The sequence below is a fragment of the Chryseobacterium sp. C2(2020) genome, assembly GCF_014218915.1.
Lineage (GTDB): Bacteria > Bacteroidota > Bacteroidia > Flavobacteriales > Weeksellaceae > Chryseobacterium > Chryseobacterium mucoviscidosis.
On the sequence record NZ_JACLCT010000004.1, the window covers coordinates 185,369 to 207,740 of the forward strand.

General features: G+C 37.5%; 19 protein-coding genes. 18 read left to right on the forward strand and 1 reads right to left on the reverse strand.

Translation table 11 applies throughout. The features are described from left to right. Positions 1-19 precede the first annotated feature (19 nt). From H6W52_RS04225 to H6W52_RS04280, 12 genes are all read left to right on the forward strand, one after another. A complete protein-coding gene (locus tag H6W52_RS04225; RefSeq protein WP_116096605.1) occupies positions 20-3,082 on the forward strand; it encodes a TAT-variant-translocated molybdopterin oxidoreductase in 3,063 nt (1,020 codons plus the stop codon). A 25-nt stretch (positions 3,083-3,107) separates the two neighbouring features. Then, complete coding sequence (gene nrfD / locus H6W52_RS04230; RefSeq protein ID WP_027381049.1) at positions 3,108-4,505, forward strand: NrfD/PsrC family molybdoenzyme membrane anchor subunit; 1,398 nt, start codon at positions 3,108-3,110, stop codon at positions 4,503-4,505. Next, positions 4,492-5,013, forward strand: a complete 522-nt coding sequence (locus tag H6W52_RS04235; protein ID WP_076393898.1) for a DUF3341 domain-containing protein — start codon at positions 4,492-4,494, stop codon at positions 5,011-5,013. The genes nrfD and H6W52_RS04235 overlap by 14 nt, the downstream gene beginning before the upstream one ends. Continuing rightward, the gene (locus H6W52_RS04240; protein WP_076393900.1) at positions 5,006-5,722 is read left to right on the forward strand and encodes a c-type cytochrome; all 717 of its coding nucleotides are present in this window, start codon (positions 5,006-5,008) and stop codon (positions 5,720-5,722) included. Before H6W52_RS04235 ends, H6W52_RS04240 begins: the two co-directional genes overlap by 8 nt. 8 nt (positions 5,723-5,730) lie before the next feature. Then, on the forward strand, positions 5,731-7,062 hold the full coding sequence (locus tag H6W52_RS04245; RefSeq protein WP_116096603.1) for a quinol:cytochrome C oxidoreductase: 1,332 nt from the start codon (positions 5,731-5,733) through the stop codon (positions 7,060-7,062). Positions 7,063-7,222: 160 nt separating this feature from the next. Further along, the gene (locus H6W52_RS04250; protein WP_116096601.1) at positions 7,223-8,236 is read left to right on the forward strand and encodes a hypothetical protein; all 1,014 of its coding nucleotides are present in this window, start codon (positions 7,223-7,225) and stop codon (positions 8,234-8,236) included. A gap of 50 nt (positions 8,237-8,286) precedes the next feature. Next, complete coding sequence (locus tag H6W52_RS04255) at positions 8,287-9,495, forward strand: hypothetical protein (RefSeq protein ID WP_116096599.1); 1,209 nt, start codon at positions 8,287-8,289, stop codon at positions 9,493-9,495. A 2-nt stretch (positions 9,496-9,497) separates the two neighbouring features. Continuing rightward, positions 9,498-10,034 carry an adenine phosphoribosyltransferase gene (locus H6W52_RS04260; RefSeq protein ID WP_116096597.1) on the forward strand — a complete coding sequence of 179 codons (537 nt, stop codon included), beginning with the start codon at positions 9,498-9,500 and terminating at the stop codon, positions 10,032-10,034. Between the two features lie 239 nt (positions 10,035-10,273). Continuing rightward, a complete protein-coding gene (locus H6W52_RS04265) occupies positions 10,274-10,969 on the forward strand; it encodes a tetratricopeptide repeat protein (RefSeq protein ID WP_116096595.1) in 696 nt (231 codons plus the stop codon). A gap of 3 nt (positions 10,970-10,972) precedes the next feature. After that, positions 10,973-11,491 carry a 6,7-dimethyl-8-ribityllumazine synthase gene (gene ribH, locus H6W52_RS04270; protein WP_108411667.1) on the forward strand — a complete coding sequence of 173 codons (519 nt, stop codon included), beginning with the start codon at positions 10,973-10,975 and terminating at the stop codon, positions 11,489-11,491. 205 nt (positions 11,492-11,696) lie between these two features. Next, positions 11,697-13,781 (forward strand): LTA synthase family protein, encoded by a 2,085-nt coding sequence (locus tag H6W52_RS04275; protein WP_116096593.1) that lies wholly within the window; start codon positions 11,697-11,699, stop codon positions 13,779-13,781. Between the two features lie 81 nt (positions 13,782-13,862). Beyond that, positions 13,863-14,714 carry a neutral zinc metallopeptidase gene (locus H6W52_RS04280; protein ID WP_116096591.1) on the forward strand — a complete coding sequence of 284 codons (852 nt, stop codon included), beginning with the start codon at positions 13,863-13,865 and terminating at the stop codon, positions 14,712-14,714. A gap of 58 nt (positions 14,715-14,772) precedes the next feature. On the opposite strand, the gene H6W52_RS04285 is transcribed toward H6W52_RS04280, so the two are convergent. Continuing rightward, on the reverse strand, positions 14,773-15,627 hold the full coding sequence (locus H6W52_RS04285) for a GLPGLI family protein (protein WP_116096590.1): 855 nt from the start codon (positions 15,625-15,627) through the stop codon (positions 14,773-14,775). 273 nt (positions 15,628-15,900) lie between these two features. Here H6W52_RS04285 and H6W52_RS04290 point away from each other — a divergent pair, with 273 nt between their 5' ends. The 6 genes from H6W52_RS04290 to H6W52_RS04315 all read left to right on the forward strand — a co-directional run bounded on the left by H6W52_RS04290 (position 15,901) and on the right by H6W52_RS04315 (position 22,352). Then, positions 15,901-16,230, forward strand: a complete 330-nt coding sequence (locus H6W52_RS04290) for a HesB/IscA family protein (protein ID WP_076393920.1) — start codon at positions 15,901-15,903, stop codon at positions 16,228-16,230. 81 nt (positions 16,231-16,311) lie between these two features. Continuing rightward, positions 16,312-17,760: a Fe-S cluster assembly protein SufB gene (sufB, locus tag H6W52_RS04295; RefSeq protein WP_076393922.1), complete on the forward strand. Its 1,449-nt coding sequence runs from the start codon at positions 16,312-16,314 to the stop codon at positions 17,758-17,760. Between the two features lie 223 nt (positions 17,761-17,983). Then, a complete protein-coding gene (locus H6W52_RS04300; RefSeq protein WP_372487773.1) occupies positions 17,984-18,292 on the forward strand; it encodes a GxxExxY protein in 309 nt (102 codons plus the stop codon). A 124-nt stretch (positions 18,293-18,416) separates the two neighbouring features. Further along, positions 18,417-19,163, forward strand: a complete 747-nt coding sequence (gene sufC / locus H6W52_RS04305; RefSeq protein ID WP_087711759.1) for a Fe-S cluster assembly ATPase SufC — start codon at positions 18,417-18,419, stop codon at positions 19,161-19,163. 102 nt (positions 19,164-19,265) lie between these two features. Then, positions 19,266-20,573: a Fe-S cluster assembly protein SufD gene (gene sufD, locus H6W52_RS04310; RefSeq protein WP_116096802.1), complete on the forward strand. Its 1,308-nt coding sequence runs from the start codon at positions 19,266-19,268 to the stop codon at positions 20,571-20,573. 243 nt (positions 20,574-20,816) lie between these two features. Then, positions 20,817-22,352 (forward strand): YifB family Mg chelatase-like AAA ATPase, encoded by a 1,536-nt coding sequence (locus tag H6W52_RS04315; protein ID WP_116096586.1) that lies wholly within the window; start codon positions 20,817-20,819, stop codon positions 22,350-22,352. Positions 22,353-22,372: the final 20 nt, after the last annotated feature.

The window sequence follows — 22,372 nt, forward strand, 5'->3', positions numbered from 1 at the left end:
TAAAAATTAGAAGTATCAAATGGCTTCAAACAAAATACAATTCAGAAGTATTCACGAACTTAAAGATCCGGCTTTAAACAATAAGCTGGCTCAGAAAGAGTTCCAGGAAGAAATTCCGGTAGAAGATTTCCTTGATGATGCGGAAAAGAACGGTTCTGCTACTTCAAGAAGAGATTTCTTAAAACTATTAGGTTTCTCTACTGCAGCGGTAACATTAGCTGCCTGTGAAGCTCCGGTAATCAAAACGATTCCTTATGTGGTAAAGCCGCATGAAATCATTCCGGGGATTCCAAACTATTACGCTTCAACGTATTTCGACGGTTTCGATTTCGCAAGCGTATTGGTAAAAACAAGAGAAGGAAGACCTATCAAAATTGAACCAAACCCGGCAGCAGGAGATTTAGGTAAAACGAATGCAAGAGCTCAGGCAAGTGTACTTTCTCTTTATGATAATGATAAAGTAAAGCAGCCTAAATTTGAAGGAAAAGACGAAACTTTCGACAAAGTAGACAGCTTCGTTATCAAAGGACTGGATGAGGCTAAAGCAGCAGGTAAAAGAATTGTTTTACTATCTCATTCTTTTGCATCCCCTACTTTCAAAAAATTATTTGCTGAATTTAAAGCTAAATATCCTACAGCAGAATTAGTAACCTATGATGCTTATCCTTATGCTGCAGCATTAGACGCAGCTCAGGAAGTTTTCGGAACAAGAGCATTACCAGTTTATGATCTTAAAGGAACTGAATTGGTGGTTGCATTCCAGGCTGACTTCTTAGGAGACTACAACGCGGGAGGCTTAGAGTCTTCTTATGCAGTGGCAAGAACTCCGGGAAAAAATATGTTGAGACACGTTCAGGTTGAATCCAATATGTCTTTGACGGGAGCAAACGCAGATTCAAGAATCAGACTAAAACCAAGCCAGGTAAACAAAACTTTAGTTGAAGTTTACAACGCAATCGTTGGTGGTGGTACTTCTGACAAAGCTGCATCTGAAATTGCAAAAGAATTATTGGCAAAAGGAAGCAAAGCAGTTGTTTTCGCTGATGGTTCTAAAGGAGCTCAGGTTTTAGCGCACTTAATTAACCAAAAATTAGGATCAGTAGCTTTCACCGGGAAAGCGAACTTCTTAAAAGATTTTGACAAAGCAAGATTCGAGGAATTCCTTGGATGGGTAAACGGTGGACAGGTTGGTGTATTGATCGCTAACAATGTAGATCCTATTTACTCTTACCACAAAGGAGAAGATTTCAAAAAATCATTATCTAAAGTTCCTTACGTAATTGCTGTTGCAGATAAGAAAAATGAAATGTACAAAGCAGCGAAAGCTGTAATTCCTGTAGCCAACTGGCTGGAATCTTGGGGAGATATCGAACCACAGACAGGAGTATATTCATTAATGCAGCCTACGATCCAGAAAATCTACAAATCAAGACAGATTGAAGAATCTTTATTGGTTTGGAAAAACGGTAAAAACAATGCTGCTAATAATTATTATGATTATTTAAAAGCAAATGCTACTTCTATCTTAGGAGCAACTTCTTTCAACAAAGCTTTATATAACGGTATCAATGCTTCTTCAAATGCGACAACATTATCGTACGCAGGAGGAAACGGTGCACAGGCTGTTGCTGAGTTAGGAGGTTTCAAAGCTTCAGATTTAGAATTGGTATTGTATACTAAGACAGCAATGGGAGACGGAACTCAGGCAAACAACCCTTGGTTGCAGGAATTACCGGATCCAATCACAAGAATGTCTTGGGATAACTACTTAACAATGTCTCCGAAAGACGCAGAAAGATTGGGTATTGATAACGATCTTAACGCGAGAATGCAGTTAGACGGTTCTCTTGTAAACCTTACTGTAAACGGAGTAACAATAAAAGATGTTCCTGTATTCGTACAACCGGGACAGGCAGACGGATCAGTAGGTCTTGCGCTTGGATACGGTAAGAAAAACTCAGGAGCGACAGCAGATACCGGTGTAAATGCTTATCCTTTATTCGATGGTTCTAACTTAGTTGTTTCTAATGTTAAAATCGAAAAAACAGGAGAAGATCACGAATTCGCAGGTATCCAGCTTCAGAATACATTAATGGGACGTTACGAAATTGCTAAAGAAGTACCTTTGGCTGATTTCTTAAACGTAGCTTTTGATGATGAACACGACGGATGGAACAAACCTTTGGAGTATCACACCATTAGCGGAGCTCTTCCAGCAAGAAAAATTGACCTTTGGGATGCTTTTGATGACACCGATGGTCCTCACTTCAACTTATCGATTGACCTGAACTCTTGTACTGGTTGTGGAGCATGTATCATTGCTTGTCAGGCAGAAAATAACGTTCCGGTTGTAGGAAAAGAAGAAATAAGAATGTCAAGAGATATGTACTGGTTAAGAATTGACCGTTACTATTCATCAAGACAGAAGGTAGAAGTTTATGAAGGATTAAAAGAAGGAATGGCAGTTCCTGAATTATACGGAACAGCTTTTAACAAAGAAGGCGGTGCATTGAATCACCCGGCTGACAATCCGGATGTAATCTTCCAGCCTGTAATGTGTCAGCACTGTAACCACGCTCCTTGTGAAACAGTATGTCCGGTAGCGGCAACTTCACACGGTAAGCAGGGACAAAACCACATGGCTTATAACAGATGTATCGGTACAAGATATTGTGCAAACAACTGTCCTTATAAAGTAAGACGTTTCAACTGGTTTACTTATAACCTGAATGACAAGTTCGATTTCAACATGAACAACGATCTTGGAAGAATGGTTCTAAACCCGGATGTTGTGGTAAGAACGAGAGGGGTTATGGAGAAATGCTCTATGTGTATCCAGATGACTCAGACTACTATTCTTGAAGCTAAAAAAGAGAATAGAATCGTGAAGGACGGAGAGTTCCAGACAGCTTGTTCTAAAGCTTGTTCTACAGGTTCAATCAAGTTCGGAGATATGAATGACAAAGAATCTGAAGTGAGAAAGCAATACGCTTCAAACAGAAGATATTATTTACTGGAAGAGATCGGAACAAAACCAAATGTGTTCTATCACACTAAAGTAAGAAACAGAGTAGAAAAATAAAGTTTAAATAATAAATAGGTAAAAAATGTCAGGACATTACGAAGCTCCGATAAGGGAACCTCTAATTATTGGTCACAAAACTTATCACGATATCACGGAAGATATTGCACGACCTATCGAAGAAAGAGCAGGCAAATTATGGTGGATTTCATTGTATGCAGCCCTAGTTCTATTCATCTATGGATTCGGATGTATCGCTTACACTATCGGAACAGGTATTGGAGCATGGGGACTAAACAGAACTATTAACTGGGGATGGGATATTACTAACTTCGTATGGTGGGTTGGTATCGGTCACGCCGGAACCCTAATCTCAGCGGTATTATTATTATTTAGACAGAGATGGAGAATGTCTGTAAACAGATCTGCAGAGGCGATGACGATCTTTGCGGTTGTACAGGCGGCAATCTTCCCGGTTATCCACATGGGTAGAGTTTGGGTAGGATATTGGGTATTCCCTTTACCAAACCAGTTCGGTTCTCTTTGGGGGAACTTCAACTCTCCTCTACTTTGGGACGTATTTGCGATCTCTACGTATTTCTCGGTATCAACTGTATTCTGGTTCATGGGATTGATCCCTGACTTTGCAATGATCAGAGACAGAGCGAAAACGCCTTGGACTAAGAAAATTTATACTTTCCTTGCATTCGGTTGGGGTGGTAAAGCAAAACACTGGCAAAGATTCGAAGAACTATCTTTGGTTCTTGCAGGTTTGGCAACTCCACTTGTATTCTCAGTACACACTACCGTATCTTTTGACTTCGCAACTTCGGTTATTAAAGGATGGCACTCCACAATTTACCCTCCTTACTTCGTTGCCGGTGCGATCTTCTCAGGATTCGCAATGGTACAGACGTTATTGTTAGTTGCAAGAAAAGTATGTCACCTTGAAGATTACATTACTATGTATCATATCGAAATTATGAACATCGTAATCATCTTAACAGGTGGTATGGTAACTGTAGCTTACGCAACTGAATATTTTATCGGATGGTATTCAGGATCAAGATTTGAAGATTTCACATATCTTTCTCCTGGTGCTGCTGTTGGACCTTACTGGTGGGCTTTCTGGTCACTAATTATCTGTAACCTTGTAGTTCCTGCTTCTTTCTGGTTCAAGAGACTTAGAACGAATATTATCTGGACATTCATTGTTGCATTAATTATCAACATCGGTATGTGGTTTGAGCGTTTTGACATCATCGTTATCAACCTTTCAAGAGATTACTTGCCGGGTTCTTGGACGATGTTTAAGCCAACAATCATTGATGTGGGAGTATATTTAGGAACAATCGGGTTCTTCTCTGTATTATTCTTATTATACGCAAGAACATTCCCTGTAATTGCACAGGCTGAATTAAAATCGATTTTGAAAATCTCAGGTGAAACTTATAAAGCAAAAGAAGGAGATGAGCACCACTAAAATTGTATACGGACTTTATGCGGACGACGACGATTTAATGAACGGCGTTAAAGCATTCAACGATAAAGGAATCAAAATAAACGAAGTGTATACTCCGTTTCCGGTTCACGGACTAGATAAAGCTTTAGGGTTAAAGAAAACAAGAATTTCTGATGCCGCTTTTATCTACGCTTGTTATGGAGTTACGATCGGTGCTACTCTTACATGGTATGTAATGAACCACGACTGGCCTCAGAACATTGGGGGTAAACCAGCTTTCGACTGGGCTCACAATATGCCGGCTTTCGTAGTACCTATGTTCGAACTTATGGTATTCTGCGCAGCACACATGATGTCATTAACTTTCTTGGTAAGAAACAAAATGTATCCCGGAGCACCTGCACAAAACCCGGATCCAAGAACAACGGATGATAAATTCTTAATGGAATTTGTAACTGAAGATGTAGAATCTGTAAAGCAGTTGCTTATTGAAACTGGAGTTGAAGAAATAACTGTTAAAGATGCTTAAAATGAAAAAGAATGTATTAAAAATTACAGCAGTTTTAGGTTTAACAACAGTTTTACTTAACTCTTGCGGACCAAAAGAGAATACTCCGCTGGTCTATTTCCCGGATATGTATTTTCCGGTAGCATACGATCCATTGATGAAAGCTCAGGACGCTTATTCAGATCATGAAAATGAAATTCCTGCTTTTGTTAAAAATAATTTTGCAACAGGTCTTTCTCCTGTAGAAGGATCCGTAGCTCAAAATAAAGATGGTGTTTTCGAAGAAGGATTACTTCCAAAAACACCGGATGAATACAATGCTGGTTATGATGCTTCAAAAACAGTAACAGGATCTCCTTTAAACCCAGCAAACGCTGCAAAAGATCTTGAAAGAGGAAAAAGCCTTTTCGAGAAAACCTGTTCAGCTTGTCACGGTGTAGGAGGAGACGGACAAGGGCCAATCGTTCAGTCCGGAGCATTCTCTGGTGTACCAAACTATGCAGACAGAGATATTACTGTAGGATCTGTTCATTATGTAATAACCAACGGTAGAAACGCAATGGGATCTTATGCAGGACAACTTAGCGCTGGAGACAGATGGAGAGTTGCCATGTATGTAATGGATGCTTTCAAAAAAGGAGCTGCAGCACCTGCGGCGGCTACAGCAACAGCTACTACAGCGGCTGCCCCTGCGAAATCTGAAACGATGACTACCGAAACTAAAAAATAAGAAAAGAAATGTATAGTTTTTCACCAAAATTAAAATCAACTTCTATAATCCTTCTTGTTGTAGGTTTAGTTCTTTTTGCTGTTGGTTTCTTTATGAATAAAGGAATTACTACTGAAAAAATAGAACACATGATGGAAGCGGTTCATGCTTCTGGTCATACAGCTCCTACGCATTCTAGTGAAATGGTAGGACCTCAGGATCATGCAGCTCACCTTGAGCATGCTACTCTTCAGGTTCACAACCAGCCTTTAGCGGCAATACATTTTGTAGCTGTATTTTTCTTTGGAGTAAGCTGCTGCGTATTATTCTTCTATTCTATTCAGCACGCTGCACACGCAGGTTGGCCAATTATCATTACAAGAGTAATGGAAGCTATTGCTTCTTATATTCCTTACGGTGGTGCTATTCTAATCATTCTAATGATTTTAAACATCACACACCAAGGTCACCTTTTCCATTGGATGGATCCGGAATTAACAGACCCAAATTCTGCTCATTTCGATGTGATCTTATTTGAAAAAAGAATTTTCTTAAATATCCCTTTCTATGCAGTAAGAACTTTCATCTATGTAATAGGTGCTTCTTTCTTCGCTTGGAAACTGAAAGCTCAGTCTAAAAAAGTAGACGAAACAAAATCAAGAGTAGAATATCAAATGCTTTACAGATGGGCAGTAGGATATATTGCATTCTTCGGTTTTGCTTCTGCAGCTTGGGCTTGGGACTGGTTGATGTCTATTGATCCTCACTGGTATTCTACCATGTATATCTGGTATTCAATGGTGAGCTGCCTTTCAAGTGGCATTGCGGTAATTATTCTTTTAAGTGTTTATTTAAAGAAAAACGGATTCCTTCCACAGTTCAACGATAACCACTTACACGATTTAGGAGTATTCCTTTTCGCGACAAGTATGCTTTGGACGTATACATGGTTTGCACAGTTCATGTTATACTGGTACGCAAACATTCCGGAAGAGGTTAACTATTTCTTCGGAAGATTCCAGCACTACTCTCCTACTTTCTTACCAATGCTTATTGTAAACTTCTTATTACCGTTATTGGTATTGGTGAGCAGCAGCATCAAGAGAAACTACAAAGTGGTTACAACAATGGCTGTAGTCGTAATTTGTGGTCACATCTTAGATTACTTCAACATGGTAATGCCGGGAACAGTAGGACCATACTGGAAAACTCCTGAAGTATTTATCTTAATCTTAGGAGCAATCTTATTCGTAGTTGGATTATTTATGTTCACTGTGCTTTCAGCATTATCTAAACTTAAACTGATCCCTACAGGTAACCCTTACCTTCACGAATCTGAAATTTATGAATATCCTTTCTAAGGAATTTGTAACAAGATAAAAACAAAAAAGACTGATTGTAATGATCAGTCTTTTTTTTGCTTTTTTGTACAGAAATAAAAAAACAATGCAACCTTTTTAAGTTTTCGTTGTCATATAATCAAAGAATGATTTAACTAAAAAAACATTAATTGTATCAATCATGAAAAAAAATCTCCTGTTATTATTTTTAACAATCCTCGTAAACTTCATCAATGCACAAAGTATCACTTTCGTTTCAGAAAAAACCAATAAGCCCCTTCCGAAGGTTTCTGTGTTTGGCAAAGACGGGAGCATTTTAGCTTATTCGGATATCGACGGAAAAATCGACAGGCAGTCCATAAAACCGGATCAGGAAAAGTTTCAGCTCATCTACGATAATATGTCTGTTGCGACTTTATCCTATGCGGATTTCGACAAAGAAATTATTAAAGTGGATGACAGGATAAAAGATATCGAACGCGTTGTCATAAAAAATAACAAGCCTGCAAAATATATTTTCGTAAAAGGAAACTTTAATACGTACGTTACCGTAAACAACAAACTAAACTGCTACACAGACGGAATTATTACTTACATTTTTGATAATAAAACAAAAAAACTGAAAAGTGCCAATGTAGAACAGTACAGAGCATTCAGGATTGAAGACAAAAATGTTGACAAAAAACTGACAGCTTCCTTTGATTATGGTAAAATGATGAATGTTCCTGAGATGAAAGATGTCGGAAATATTCAGGAATATAAAAAAAAGAATGCCGTCATTAAAGAACTGAAAGGAGACCGGAAAGATCAGATCGAAATTGCTCACAGTGCTTTACAGGAAAAAGAAGTAAATTTTTTAGGATACCGTTTTTACGATGTAAGAGTAATCTCAAATGCTTCTTACGAAAAAGAAAGCAGTAAGACCTTAAGAGAGCTTCTGGAATTTAACGACATTCGATTTATCAAATTAAAACACAAAAGTGAACCAAACTACAATCAGTTGATTTACTACAGCAATTTTTATCCCGCAGAAATAGAATTCAGAGACGATAATGATATCGAAAGTGTAAATTTGAATACCAATAAAAGCAGCTATACAACAAAATACTGGGAAGATTCATCTTTTCCGAATATGCAGACTGTTTTCAGCTCATTTTTCAAAGATCAGCTGAAAGAACAACAAAATAAAAAATAAAACACTCTATTAATAAAGGTTTTATTATTTTTGTGGTAAACCGAAAAAAAATGAAAAAGTTGTCTTTTCTACTAATTTTCAGCATGTTGCTTTTCACAGCATGCAAGCAAGATCATGTAGATGCTACCAATACTAAAACTTTGCAGTCGAGTATCAACGATATGACGGCAAGTCTGCCTACCATTAAACAGATTAAATTTAACGAGGCACTCTACATCCTGAAAACTTTCGGAGTAGACGCAGATGGCGATTTTGCCGAACTGAAAGCCTTAGGACAAATGATTGATGGAAAAAAAGTTCCCGAAATCATGGCAATGGCAGATCAGGTAGCCCAGAAAAACGGAATCGAATGGGCAAGTACAGCACCTCCTTCGTTAGGAGCATTAGGAGAAATGAATATCTTTGGAAACGAAACAGCTAAAGAAAGCGATCCGAATGACGTAAAAGCAAACTCGTTAAGCATTTCTACAAGACCAACGGGAGATGACGGAACCGGAGCTCCAACAGCAATTCAGATTGTTCCGAGATTGGTAGACAATGCCGGAAATCCGGTGTCTTTTACAGGAGCAGGTCTGGAAGCAACACTGGAAGTTTTCAGCAATGGAGTAAAGCTTTCTACGGCTAAAAATTTAATGCAGGATAACAATTTCAAAGGATTTAATTTAAAATTCTCTTCACTTCCTGCAGCTCAGGTTGTTGATAATAAAATCGACATCACGGTTTCTGTAAAAACAACTGCGAAAACTTTCAAAATGACAAAAATCGGACTGGATGTTAATCCTCTTTTACTAAAAGTTCCGGCTGCTCCGAAAATAGATTCAACAGCAGTTATTCAGGATCCCGCTGTAATCGATCCGAATAATCCGAATGCAACGGTTCCTTCCACAACAGATCCGAATGCAGCCACACCTACAACTCCTGCAGCACCAAAACAGCCAGCTTCAGATCCGAAAAGTACCGTTTCAGGATTTTTAAATAACGTAAGCGCTCAAAACCTAAAAGCTGCGTACAACTCTGCAAGCAACCCGAGTTGGGGAAGTTATGAGTCATTTTCGAACCCGACTTCAGGATTTGGTTCGGTGAAAAACGTAAGCGTAAAAAACATCACCACCAATGCTTCCAATGCAACTTCTGCAAGTGTGAGTGCAACGTATGATGTAACGGATAAAAGTGGAAAAACAACTTCACTGAGAGCAACTTTCGGACTTAAAAATGTAAACGGAGACTGGAAAATTTCCAGCTACAAAATCAATCCATAAAAATGGCATCGCAGCAGCTCATCAAGAAACTGGAAGAAACCATTGAAAATATACCTGATTTTCCGATTCCGGGAATTCAGTTTAAGGACATCTCTCCTATTTTCCTGAACCCAAAACTGTATGAAGAGGTCATTGCAGATCTGGTACAATTCAGCAAAGGAAAAGTTGATGCAGTATGCGGAATTGAAAGCAGAGGTTATCTTTTCGGGATTGCCATTGCTGTTGCATTAGAAGTTCCTTTTATTTTAATCCGAAAAGCAGGAAAACTTCCGCCACCCGTCATTTCGGAAGAATATGATCTCGAATATGGAAGTGCTGTTATTGAAACCCGAGAAGGACAGTTAAAATCCGGACAGAGAGTTCTGATTCATGATGATCTTTTAGCAACGGGAGGAACTACAGAAGCCACCGCAAAATTGGTTGAAAAACAAGGCGCAACCGTTTCCCAATTCAGTTTCCTAATTGGATTAAAAGATTTAAAAGGCGAAGAAAAACTGAAGAAATTTAATGCAGAAATTTATCATATTTTAGAATATTAAACTGAATTAAATTAGATGCTTCGACAAGCTCAGCATGACAACGCTAATAATTTAACGTTACATCAAAACATATAGTATTAGAGATGTCATGCTGAGCTTGTCGAAGCATCTTTTAGTAAATTCACGATTCATAATTAACAATTCTACTTGATTAATTCAAATAAAATCAACAATACGCACAAAGTATTTTGTAAATCATTCAGAAACAATTAAATTTGCATTTCAATTTTTAATAATTTATGGCAAAAATTACAAACGAGCAGGAAGGTAAAGAAACTGTTGAGTTTTTTAAAGATCTTGACAGAGAGGCTTTAAACACAGAAAGGTTCCTTGAAAAATATTCAAAACCTTTAGGAATTGTTTTCGGACTACTTATTTTAGGAGTTCTGGGCTTCTTCGGTTACAAACAATTTGTTGTAGCTCCTAAAAATGCAGAAGCTGTAAAAAGTTTCCTGGCTGCTCAGAAAAATCTTGCTGACGGTAAAGATAAAGAAGCTTTAGGCGGAAAATCTGCTGCGAACCCAGGTTTCTTAGGAACTTATAACGAATATTCTGCAACCAACGTAGGCAAGCTTTCTGCTTACAACGCTGGATTGATAAAATTCAAAGAAGGAAAATTTCAGGAAGCTTATGATCTTTTAGACAGTTTTTCATCCGACAACAAAACGTTGATGGCAATGAAATACGGAGCGATGGCAGATGCAAAATCCGGTCTTAACAAAAATGATGAAGCACTTCAGTTATTAGACAAAGCGGCTTCAGCTTCAGACGATCCTTACACAACGTATTATTTTACAAGAAAAGCAGGTATTTTAGCTTTAGGATTAAAGAAAAATGCAGAAGCTAAAAAGTATTTTGCAACAATCGACGAAAAATATCAGGACTACGACAACGGAATGTCTGATTCTTATATTGAAATGACTAAATATTACTAAACAATGGCAACAGTTAATCTTTCTGATTACAAGCCACTTAACATAACCAATGCCGATGATTTTTCTATCGGCATTGTTTTTTCTGAGTGGAATGATTTTGTAACCTACAATCTCCGTGATGCAGCTCTGGAAATCCTTCAAAAAGAAGGAGTAAAATCTGAAAAAATTTCTCTTTTTCCGGTTCCTGGAGCGTTTGAGTTAAGCTACGCAAGTATGCAACTTTGTAAAGAACGAACCTTTGATGCAGTAATTGCGATCGGATGTGTGATCCGTGGAGAAACACCACATTTCGACTATGTCTGTTCGGCGGTTGCACAGGGAATTAAAGATTGTAATATTTTAACGGATACTCCGACGATTTTTTGTGTTTTAACAGACGACACTAAAGAGCAGTCGATTGCGAGAAGCGGCGGCGATCTTGGGAACAAAGGAGTTGAAGCGGCTGTTACGGCTTTGCAGATGATAGATTTTAAAAAGAATCTTTCTGGCAGAAAAGGAAACATCGGATTTGGAAATTCATAATTTTTCAAAGTAAAAAATATTTGAAAGAACTATTGAAGAATAGTTCTTTTTTTTTATCTCCGAACAGTTACCTCCTGAATATTATATTGTTAAAATAATTTTAAATATTTATAAACTTTCTAATTATTGTGGTATTTTAAAAAAATATACGCTCAAATAATATTCAATACTTATTTTTGTAAGAATTCATATTCAAATCATAACAATGTTTGTTCAGAAAACAAAACCATTCCTTTATTTAGGAATCTTTTACCTTATCATTTCTTTAATCATAAGGATTGTATTTTTCTTTCATCCCATTACCACAGCCAGTTTTGGAGTGTTTGAAATTTTAAAAATAATTTTGGTGGGTGTTCTCAATGATGCTTTGGTTTTTGTTTTAGCCAGCACCTTTTTAGCCCTCTATTTTTTATTTTTATCCAATTCAAAATATCAGAAACCTTACGGACAGATTATTTTGGGAATTTTAGTGCTCTTTTTCCTGTACATCCTTCTGATTCCGAACAATATCTTCAAACAATATGGTGGCTCGGTTGCAGAAATTGCTCTGGCTTTTATCGGGTTAAAAATTATATGCTTCGCATTAATGCTTTTCCTTCCGAAACAACGTTTGAAAATACGGAATGTACTCTATTTCATAACGCTTTTTCTGTACGTTCTACTTATCGTATTCAACGCAGTAAGTGAATATTTCTTCTATAACGAATTCGGATTGAGGTACAATTTCATCGCGGTAGATTATCTCATCTACACCAATGAAGTGATTGGAAACATCATGGAAAGCTATCCCGTTGTTCCTCTTTTCTCAGCAATTTTTATCGTAACACTTTCCATTACATTCTTCATTTTTAAGAAAACCAAAAAAGAACTTTCAGATCTTCCGAATCTGAAGCAGAAATTTATTTTACTGGGATCATTTGTTCTTTTGATCGGAGTAAGCTTATTTGGATTGAATTTCACAACAAAAATGAAAGGAAACAGCGTTTTTGAAGAAGAAATTCAGGCAAACGGTCTTCCGAAATTCTATTGGGCATTTACCCACAACGAGCTGGATTATTTCCAGTTTTATCGAGAAATTAATCAGAGTCAGGCAGAAAAAAACTTTTTAAGCCAGTTTGCTCCATCTGTCCTGAAAAGAAATATTGTGTCTGCAGAACCGGAACTGAAAAAAAATGTGGTTTTAATTTCCATTGAAAGTTTATCGGCAGACTTTTTAGCACATTATGGAAATACGCAGAAAATCACTCCTTTTTTAGACAGTTTAGCCGATAAATCATTAATGTTCACCAATCTTTACGCTACCGGAAACAGAACCGTTCGTGGTCTGGAAGCATTAACGCTCTGCATTCCTCCTACTGCCGGAGAAAGTATTATTAAAAGAGAGAACAACAAAAATAAATTTACCACAGGAAGTGTTTTCAAATCAAAAGGATATGAGGTGAAATTTTTGTACGGTGGATACAGTTATTTCGATAATATGCAGGATTTCTACGCCGGAAACGGTTATGACATTGTCGACAGAAATAATTTCAAGCCGGAAGAAATCACCTTTGCAAACGTTTGGGGCGTTGCCGATGAAGACATGGCAAAAAAAGCCATCCAAACCATGAATGCGGAAGCAAAATCCGGAAAGCCTTTCTTCAATCATTGGATGACGGTTTCCAACCACAGACCTTTTACCTATCCTGAAGGAAAAATTGATATCCCCGGAAATGCGAAATCCCGTGAAGGCGGTGTAAAATACACAGATTATGCTTTGAAAAAATTCTTCGAAATGGCTAAAAAACAGGATTGGTATAAAAACACGGTCTTCGTGGTTATTGCAGATCATTGCGCTTCCAGTGCAGGAGACACAGAACTTCCGATGGATAAATACCGAATTCCTGCGATGATTTTCTCGGAAGGATTTATCCAGCCGCAGAAATTTACCCAAACCATGTCTCAGATCGATGTGATGCCGACTGTTTTAGGTTTGCTGAATTTCAGTTATCAGTCGAAATTTTTAGGGCAGGACGTTTTCAGCAAAGAATTTCAGCCGAAAGCTTATGTAGCAACGTATCAGGATTTAGGATTTGTAAAAGATAATTATTTAACGGTTATTTCTCCTTTAAGAAAAATTAAGCAATACGCTTTGGTTCAGCAGAAAAACAATCTTGCTCCGGAATTTAATATTTATTTTGATGAAAACCCATTAAAAGAAAAGGAACAGAATAAGCCGATGGTGGATGCAACGATTTCAGCATATCAGTCGACTTCTTTCTGGCTGAAAAAAAATCAACTGAATCGATAAATATTTTGAAAATATCATAATCCGCACAAAAATTGTAAGGTTTAAATTTTTAAATTTACCAACAAATAAAAAATACAAACTATGAAATGGACGGACGACAGAGGCGGTAATGTGGAAGACAGACGTGGACTTGGCGGCGGAGCCGTTGTAGGAGGCGGACTGGGAACGCTTATTATTGCTGCAATTATATTCTTTTTGGGAGGTGATCCTTCCTCGATTCTTTCTTCGGGAGCGGGTTCCGGATCTCCGAGAACGGAGCAGCGAGAACTGACTGCTGAAGACAAAAAAATCGGAGAAATGGTAGACATGATGGGAAAATGGAACATCACGACATGGGATCAGGTTTTTCAGGAAAACGGAATGCAGTATACTCCACCGAAAATTATCCTTTTTTCGGAAACCACACAGTCCGGCTGCGGAGTGGCACAGTCTGCAATGGGACCTTTTTACTGTCCTGCAGATCAGTCTGTTTACATGGACATGAGCTTTTTTAATGAACTTCAGCAGAGATTCGGAGCTAAAGTAACGGAATTTACGGTAGCCTATGTTTTGGCGCATGAAGTGGGACATCATGTTCAGACGCTTTTAGGAACAACGCAAAAAGTAGATAAGCTAAGAAGAAGCGGAAAATATTCTGAAGCAGAAATGAACAGAGTTTCTGTTGCCACAGAACTTCAGGCAGATTTTTATGCAGGAGTCTGGGCAAGAAGAACAGATGCAGAAAAGCACATTCTTGAACCCGGAGATATTCAGTCGGCTATTGAAGCGGCTGAAGCGGTAGGTGATGATAATATCCAGAGAAGATCACAGGGATACGTTAATCAGGAAAGTTTTACGCACGGATCATCTGCGCAGCGTAAAGAATGGTTTATGAAAGGATACAACACCGGAGATATCCGACAGGGAGATACTTTCAACCAGCTTTTGAAATAATTATTTAAATCAGCCAAATAAAAATTAACCCTGAAGAACCAATCTTCAGGGTTAATTTTTATTGTAATTCTATCGGGTTGCTGTTTCTTTTTGCTTCCTCTTTTACTCTTTCTTCCATCCGTTTTCTGAAATCTCCGGAATTTCCTCCTCCGAATCCACCGCCGCCACGGTTTCCACCACCGCCGTCAATTCTCACCGGCGCACCAATTCCGCCACCTTGAGTCATAAATGACATCGGGTCTTCCATAAATTTTTTCTGCTGTTTTACATAATCGCCTCTTTTTACTTTAATGGTGTTTCCGAACTGATTCATTGTTGGGAAATCTGCGATTTTATAATTTTTCATTAAATCGAAAGAATATTCTCCTTTGTCATCCTCCACTTTCACAATAAGTCCCGGAAGTCCGCCAAATTTGTAAGGTCCGTCCTGATAAGGCAGATCTGTGGTAAACCACGCCGTCCATTTTCTTCCTCCAAAATCTGTTTCTGCTTTTTGAACTTTATAATCTCCGATTTTCGTGGTTTCCGAAGCAATTTTCCAGTTGATCGGGCGATCTTCCTCGTAAGTATAAATATCTCTTCCTATTCTGTCTTTGAATGTCATTTTCTGACTTTTTTTATCTTTTTCAACAGAATAATTGATGTTGGATCGTAAAGCTTCCATCTGATCTCTGTTGAAACCTCTCGCTCCTCCACTTTGCATGGCAGCCTGAATTACAGAATCTCTTTTAATTCTGTTTTCGGAATAAAAAACAGATTTTTCCGGAGAAATGTCCAGATAAGCATTTTCTGTTTTCGTATCTGTTTTATTGGACGCATCGGGTTTCATCGTCACCTGATATACAAATCTGTTGGTCTGTGCAAAAGCCGTCTGCATGAACAAAGCCAAAGCAAGAATGCCTAATTTTTTCATTTATAGTATATTTTTATTGTAAACTGTAATTTTAAAGACTACACAAAAAAACAGTGAAATCTTTGTTTTATTTATAGATTTAAAATCCCGATCAAAGTTAAATCAAAAACAGGCTTTACGACGTCTATTAAGAAAATTTAAATATTTTTAACAGTAATTTTATCACTGAAATACATCTATTAAGAACAGAATCATCAAAATAGATATCTTCGATTTGAGATTGCGGAAATTAGTTCGTATTTTTGCATCATTAAATCATTCTAAATAAATACAATGATAAAAGTATCAGATCAAGCAAAAGCAAAAGCCATTCAGCTGATGACAGAGGACGGTTTTAAGCCTTTTGAAGACTATATAAGAGTTGGGGTGAAAAGCGGAGGATGCTCTGGTTTAGAATATGTTCTTAAGTTTGACAACGAAAAAACAGATACCGACCAGATTTTTGAAGACAATGATATCAAAATTATTGTAGATAAAAAATCAATCCTCTATTTAGCAGGAACCATTCTTGAGTATTCGGGAGGTTTAAACGGAAAAGGATTTGTTTTTAACAATCCTAATGCATCCAGAACTTGCGGATGCGGTGAGAGTTTTTCTTTGTAAAAAAAGACATTGGATGCAGATTTCAGATTTGGATAAAAAATCAGATCTGAAATCTGTCTTCTAAAATCTTAAAAAAAAATAATGAATAAATATACTGAAGACGATCTAAGAGTCGATCTGGAAAATAAAAAATACGAATTCGGCTGGGAAACAAAAATCGATTACGAAGATTTCCCAACGGGTTTAAATGAAGACATTGTCCGTGCAATTTCTGCTAAAAAGGAAGAGCCGGAATGGATGACGGAATGGCGTCTGGAATCGTTCAGAATCTGGCAGAAAATGACGGAGCCGGACTGGGCAAATATTAAATATGAAAAACCTGATTTTCAGGCGATTAAATATTATGCCGCGCCAAAAGTAAAACCTGAGCTGGAAAGTCTGGATGAAGTAGATCCTGAATTGCTGAAGACTTTCGAAAAATTAGGAATCAATATCGAAGAACAGAAAAGACTTTCAGGAGTTGCCGTAGATATTGTAATGGATTCCGTTTCTGTAAAAACTACTTTTCAGGATACTTTGATGGAAAAAGGAATTATTTTCTGCTCCATTTCAGAAGCGATTAAAAATCATCCTGATTTAGTAAGAAAATATCTTGGAAAAGTAGTTCCGAGAGGAGACAATTTCTATGCAGCTCTTAATTCTGCAGTATTTTCTGACGGAAGCTTCTGCTACATTCCGAAAGGCGTAAGATGTCCGATGGAATTATCTACGTATTTCAGAATCAATCAGGCAGGAACAGGTCAGTTTGAAAGAACACTTGTGATTGCGGATGAAGGAAGTTATGTTTCTTATCTGGAAGGCTGTACAGCTCCGTCAAGAGATGAAAACCAGCTTCACGCAGCGGTTGTTGAGCTGATCGCAATGGATGATGCCGAAATTAAATATTCCACTGTACAAAACTGGTATCCGGGAAATGAAGAAGGTAAAGGAGGGGTTTTCAATTTCGTAACCAAAAGAGGACTTTGCGAAAGAAATGCAAAAATCTCATGGACTCAGGTTGAAACCGGTTCTGCGGTAACATGGAAATATCCGTCTTGTATTCTGAAAGGAGATCATTCCATCGGTGAGTTCTACTCTATCGCCGTTACGAATAATCACCAATATGCAGATACAGGAACCAAAATGATCCACATTGGCAAGAATACCAAATCTACTATCATTTCCAAAGGTATTTCCGCAGGGAAATCCAATAATTCCTACAGAGGTCTGGTAAAAGTAATGCCTTCTGCAAAAGGAGCTAGAAATTTCTCTCAGTGCGATTCTTTACTGATGGGAAATGAATGTGGAGCTCATACTTTCCCGTATATTGAGATTAAAGATCCGACTGCACAACTGGAGCACGAAGCAACGACTTCAAAAATCGGGGAAGACCAGATTTTTTACTGCAACCAGAGAGGAATTGATACAGAAAGAGCTATTGCTTTGATTGTGAACGGTTTCAGCAAAGAAGTTTTAAATAAACTGCCAATGGAATTTGCCATTGAAGCCCAGAAATTACTGGAGATTTCATTAGAAGGTTCTGTGGGATAATTATTTTATCGCAAAGCTAAACTAAGCTTTTTTAGTCGCTTACTATTTATTCTCAAGATAAACAAAGGCACTAACGCTTAGGAAAGTAATACAAAGTTTTTAAATTGAATTCCTACAATTAACTTGTGTATCTTTGCGAAAATTATACAAATGACAGAAAAATGAAATTTCAAAAATTGTTTTTGAAAGTGGATTAAAAATTCACAGAAAATTAGGAATAGGCTTGTATGAAAGCATTTATGAAGAATGTTTATTTTATGAATTGAAAAAAGCCGGGATTAATGTGGAAAAGCAAAAATCTCTCAATATTCAATACGAAGAACTATTTTTAGAAAATGCTTTCAGAATGGATTTACTAGTTGAAAACAAAGTGGTTTTAGAGATAAAATCTGTTGAAAATTTAACCAATTTTCACGCTGCACAACTAAAAAATTATGTAAGACTTGGAAATTATAAGTTAGGAATGCTTATCAATTTCAATTCTCAACTTTTTAAAAACGGAGTTATGAGAATTGCAAATGGTCTTGATTAATTTCAGATATAAATGTAATTAAAGAAATAGTATTTCATTGATAAGCGTTAGCGCCTTTGTTTATCTTATAAAAGCAAAGGGAGATTAAAAAATCTTAGTCTAGCCTTGCGATAAATTTAAACGTATGTTAGAGATAAAAAACTTACACGCCAAAATTGAAGACGGCGACAAAGAAATTTTAAAAGGAATTAATCTTGAAATAAAGCCGGGTGAAGTTCACGCTATTATGGGACCGAACGGAGCCGGAAAATCTACGCTTTCTTCTGTTATCGCAGGAAAAGAAGATTATGAAGTTACAGACGGAGAAATTATTTTCGGAGGTGAAAACATCATCGAAGATGCTCCTGAAGAAAGAGCCCACAAAGGAATTTTCCTTTCTTTCCAGTATCCGGTAGAAATTCCGGGCGTTTCTGTAACCAACTTCATCAAAGCCGCGATGAACGAAAACAGAAAAGCGAACGGGTTGGGAGAAATGCCGGCAAAAGAGATGTTGGCAATGATTCGTGAGAAATCTGAAAAACTAGGTATTAAAAAAGATTTCCTTTCAAGATCTTTAAACGAAGGTTTTTCCGGAGGTGAAAAGAAAAGAAACGAAATTTTCCAGATGATGATGCTGGATCCGAAACTGGCTATTCTTGATGAAACCGATTCAGGATTGGACATTGATGCGTTAAGAATTGTTGCAGATGGTGTAAATGCTTTCAAAAACGAAGGAAATGCAGTTCTTCTGATTACCCACTATCAGAGATTGCTGAACTATATTCAGCCTGATTTTGTTCACGTTTTAGCCAACGGAAAAATCATCAAAACCGGTGATAAATCTCTTGCGTTGGAGCTTGAAGAAAAAGGGTACGACTGGCTTTTAAATTAATTAAAAGATTAAAAAATTCAGAGATTTTATCTGATCTCTTAGTTTAACAATTTCAGCCAAACAAAAAAAGAAAAAATGGTGCAAACCACAGATATACCAGTAATGGCATTAAAAGAACAGATCATACAAAACCATAATGAATTTTTGGAGAGCCTTCGTCACAGATTTCTGGATGAAGACCGTAAAGCAGCTCTTGAGAGATTCGAAAAAGCTGGTTTTCCTACAAAAAAGGACGAAGAATACAAATATACCAACCTAAAGGAAATTACCGAGAAGAATTACAATTTTTTCCCGAAAGAAAGTCACAACATCACCAAAGAGCAGTTGGATCAGCTTCATTTAGGCGAAGAAAATTTCGACTGGATTACTTTCGTGAACGGTAAACTTCATAAAGAGTTATCTAAAGTTTCCATTGAAAATGTTGAGTTTCTTTCATTCAATTATGCGCTGAATGATGAGAAACACAGAGATGTTTTCGAGAAATATTTCAACACAATTGCTGAAGATCAATCTGCTTTCACGAATTTAAATCAGGCATACTGCAAATACGGTTTCTTTTTGAAAGTTCCGAAAAATGTAGTGATTGAAAAACCGATTCACGTTTTTTATATTTCTCAGAATCAGGAAGAAAACACATTCTACAATACAAGAAATTTATTAATCGTAGATGAAGGTGCCAAAGTGGAAATCATTGAAAGTCATCACAATTTTGACAGTACTTATGTTCTGACCAATTCTGTGACGGAAATTTTTACTTATCCGAATGCAAAAGCGGACTGGCATAAATTACAGAACGACAACGATACCTCTTATTTAATCGACAATACTTTCGCAAAACAGGAAAAAGACAGCTTAACGACTGTAAATACATTCTCTTTCGGAGGTAAACTGGTAAGAAATAATCTGGATTTCATTCAAAACGGATCAAATATCAATTCATTCATGAACGGAATTACCATTATCGGGAAAGATCAGTTGGTAGATCATCACACGGCGGTTCACCACAATCAGCCGAATTGCGAAAGTTACCAGAATTACAAAGGTATTTTTGACGGAAAATCTCACGGGGTTTTCAACGGAAAGGTTTTCGTTGATAAAATTGCCCAGAAAACGAATGCTTATCAGCAAAACAACAACGTTTTACTCAGCGAAGGAGCTACAATTGACACCAAACCTCAGCTTGAAATTTTTGCAGATGATGTAAAATGTTCTCACGGTTGTACAGTAGGACAATTGAACGAAGATGCATTATTTTATCTGAGAGCAAGAGGGATTTCTAAAAAGGAAGCTCAGGCGTTATTGTTATACGCTTTTGCGAACGATGCCATGCAGAACATTGACATCGAGCCATTAAAAGAAAAAATTTCAAAACTTCTTGCCGAGAAGCTTCAGGTTGATATAGAGTTTTAACAATATATAATTGATCAATACGAAGGCTGTTTCATTTTTGGAACAGCTTTTATTTTTTTTTACTCTTAAAAATTTACATCACATAAGTTATTTTTTTCAACGGATTAATAAATTCATAGAAAATCTACATCAGGAATGGATCATTTCAGTGAATCTCATTTTATTTTTTAAATATTCAGGTAAATTCTTTTAAGAAAATCATTATTTAAAAATTTTTCTACATTTACGGCAAACACATAAAAAATGCTGATTAAAGTCTATGGAAGTGCCATTCACGGTGTGGCTGCACAAACCATTACGATAGAAGTAAATGTAGATACAGGCGGAGTTGGTTATCATCTTGTCGGGCTTCCGGATAACGCTATCAAAGAAAGTAGTTATAGAATTTCTGCTGCTCTGAAAAACGTCGGCTTTAAGATTCCCGGAAAGAAAATTACAATCAATATGGCTCCTGCAGACCTCAGAAAGGAAGGCGCCGCTTATGACCTGAGTATTGCCATCGGAATTCTTGCCGCTTCAGATCAGATTGTTGCCGAAAATATTCAGGAGTATGTGATTATGGGGGAACTTTCTCTGGACGGAACTTTACAGCCCATAAAAGGGGTTCTTCCCATTGCGATTCAGGCTCGTGAAGAAGGTTTTAAAGGAATTATTTTACCAAAACAAAATACACGGGAAGCAGCAATTGTTAACAGTCTTGATGTTTTTGCCGCCGAAAATATTAAAGAAGTTATTGATTTTTTTAATGAAGGTAAACCACTCCCAAAAATCGAAGTGGATACCCGGAAAGAATTTCAGGAAAAAATTAATGATTTCCCATTTGATTTTTCTGAAGTGAAAGGACAGGAAGCTGCAAAAAGAGCGATGGAAGTTGCCGCAGCGGGAGGACACAACATCATCCTGATCGGACCACCCGGAAGCGGAAAAACAATGCTTGCCAAGAGAGTTCCGAGTATTTTACCACCTTTAACTTTAAAGGAAGCGCTGGAAACAACCAAGATTCATTCCGTAGCCGGAAAAATGGGTACGGAAACGTCACTCATGACGGTGCGTCCTTTTCGATCTCCCCATCACACGATATCGGATGTCGCTTTAGTTGGCGGCGGCGGTTATCCGCAACCGGGGGAAATTTCACTGGCTCATAACGGTGTTTTATTTCTGGATGAAATGCCGGAATTTAAAAGAACGGTTCTTGAAGTGATGAGACAGCCTTTGGAAGATCGTGAAGTTACTATTTCAAGAGCCCGATTTACGGTAAATTATCCTGCCAGTTTTATGCTCGTTGCTTCGATGAACCCGAGTCCGAGCGGATTTTTTCCCGACGACCCGAACAATACTTCCTCAACCTACGAAATGCAGCGGTATATGAGTAAGCTTTCCGGGCCGCTTCTGGACAGAATTGACATTCATATTGAAGTACAAAAAGTAGAATTTGAACAATTGGCAGAGCGCAGAAAAGGTGAAAAAAGTGAAGACATCCGAAAGCGGGTTCTTATTGCCCGCGAAACACAGAGAGAACGTTATAAAGATTTAAAAATCAGCTACAATGCTCAAATAGGACCGAAAGAAATTGAAAAGTTCTGCGAACTGGATGCCGCATCTTTCAACCTCATCAAAATGGCTATGGAAAAGCTTAATCTTTCCGCACGAGCTTACGACAGGATTTTGAAAGTATCCCGCACCATCGCAGATCTTGAAGAATCTGAGAATATTCTTTCTCATCATGTTTCGGAAGCCATCCAATACAGGAGTTTAGACCGTGAATTCTGGAATGCCTGATCATAAAATATCTCTTTGTT

Excerpts from the sequence above, each read along its gene's own strand:
- H6W52_RS04275 (WP_116096593.1), top strand. The coding sequence starts at position 11,697 with ATGTTTGTTCAGAAAACAAAACCATTCCTTTATTTAGGAATCTTTTAC.
- H6W52_RS04285 (WP_116096590.1), bottom strand. The coding sequence starts at position 15,627 with ATGAAAAAATTAGGCATTCTTGCTTTGGCTTTGTTCATGCAGACGGCT.
- H6W52_RS04255 (WP_116096599.1), top strand. The coding sequence starts at position 8,287 with ATGAAAAAGTTGTCTTTTCTACTAATTTTCAGCATGTTGCTTTTCACA.
- H6W52_RS04290 (WP_076393920.1), top strand. The coding sequence starts at position 15,901 with ATGATAAAAGTATCAGATCAAGCAAAAGCAAAAGCCATTCAGCTGATG.
- sufD (WP_116096802.1), top strand. The coding sequence starts at position 19,266 with ATGGCATTAAAAGAACAGATCATACAAAACCATAATGAATTTTTGGAG.
- H6W52_RS04240 (WP_076393900.1), top strand. The coding sequence starts at position 5,006 with ATGCTTAAAATGAAAAAGAATGTATTAAAAATTACAGCAGTTTTAGGT.
- H6W52_RS04265 (WP_116096595.1), top strand. The coding sequence starts at position 10,274 with ATGGCAAAAATTACAAACGAGCAGGAAGGTAAAGAAACTGTTGAGTTT.
- sufC (WP_087711759.1), top strand. The coding sequence starts at position 18,417 with ATGTTAGAGATAAAAAACTTACACGCCAAAATTGAAGACGGCGACAAA.
- H6W52_RS04245 (WP_116096603.1), top strand. The coding sequence starts at position 5,731 with ATGTATAGTTTTTCACCAAAATTAAAATCAACTTCTATAATCCTTCTT.
- H6W52_RS04280 (WP_116096591.1), top strand. The coding sequence starts at position 13,863 with ATGAAATGGACGGACGACAGAGGCGGTAATGTGGAAGACAGACGTGGA.
- sufB (WP_076393922.1), top strand. The coding sequence starts at position 16,312 with ATGAATAAATATACTGAAGACGATCTAAGAGTCGATCTGGAAAATAAA.
- H6W52_RS04235 (WP_076393898.1), top strand. The coding sequence starts at position 4,492 with ATGAGCACCACTAAAATTGTATACGGACTTTATGCGGACGACGACGAT.
- H6W52_RS04260 (WP_116096597.1), top strand. The coding sequence starts at position 9,498 with ATGGCATCGCAGCAGCTCATCAAGAAACTGGAAGAAACCATTGAAAAT.
- H6W52_RS04225 (WP_116096605.1), top strand. The coding sequence starts at position 20 with ATGGCTTCAAACAAAATACAATTCAGAAGTATTCACGAACTTAAAGAT.
- nrfD (WP_027381049.1), top strand. The coding sequence starts at position 3,108 with ATGTCAGGACATTACGAAGCTCCGATAAGGGAACCTCTAATTATTGGT.
- H6W52_RS04315 (WP_116096586.1), top strand. The coding sequence starts at position 20,817 with ATGCTGATTAAAGTCTATGGAAGTGCCATTCACGGTGTGGCTGCACAA.
- ribH (WP_108411667.1), top strand. The coding sequence starts at position 10,973 with ATGGCAACAGTTAATCTTTCTGATTACAAGCCACTTAACATAACCAAT.
- H6W52_RS04250 (WP_116096601.1), top strand. The coding sequence starts at position 7,223 with ATGAAAAAAAATCTCCTGTTATTATTTTTAACAATCCTCGTAAACTTC.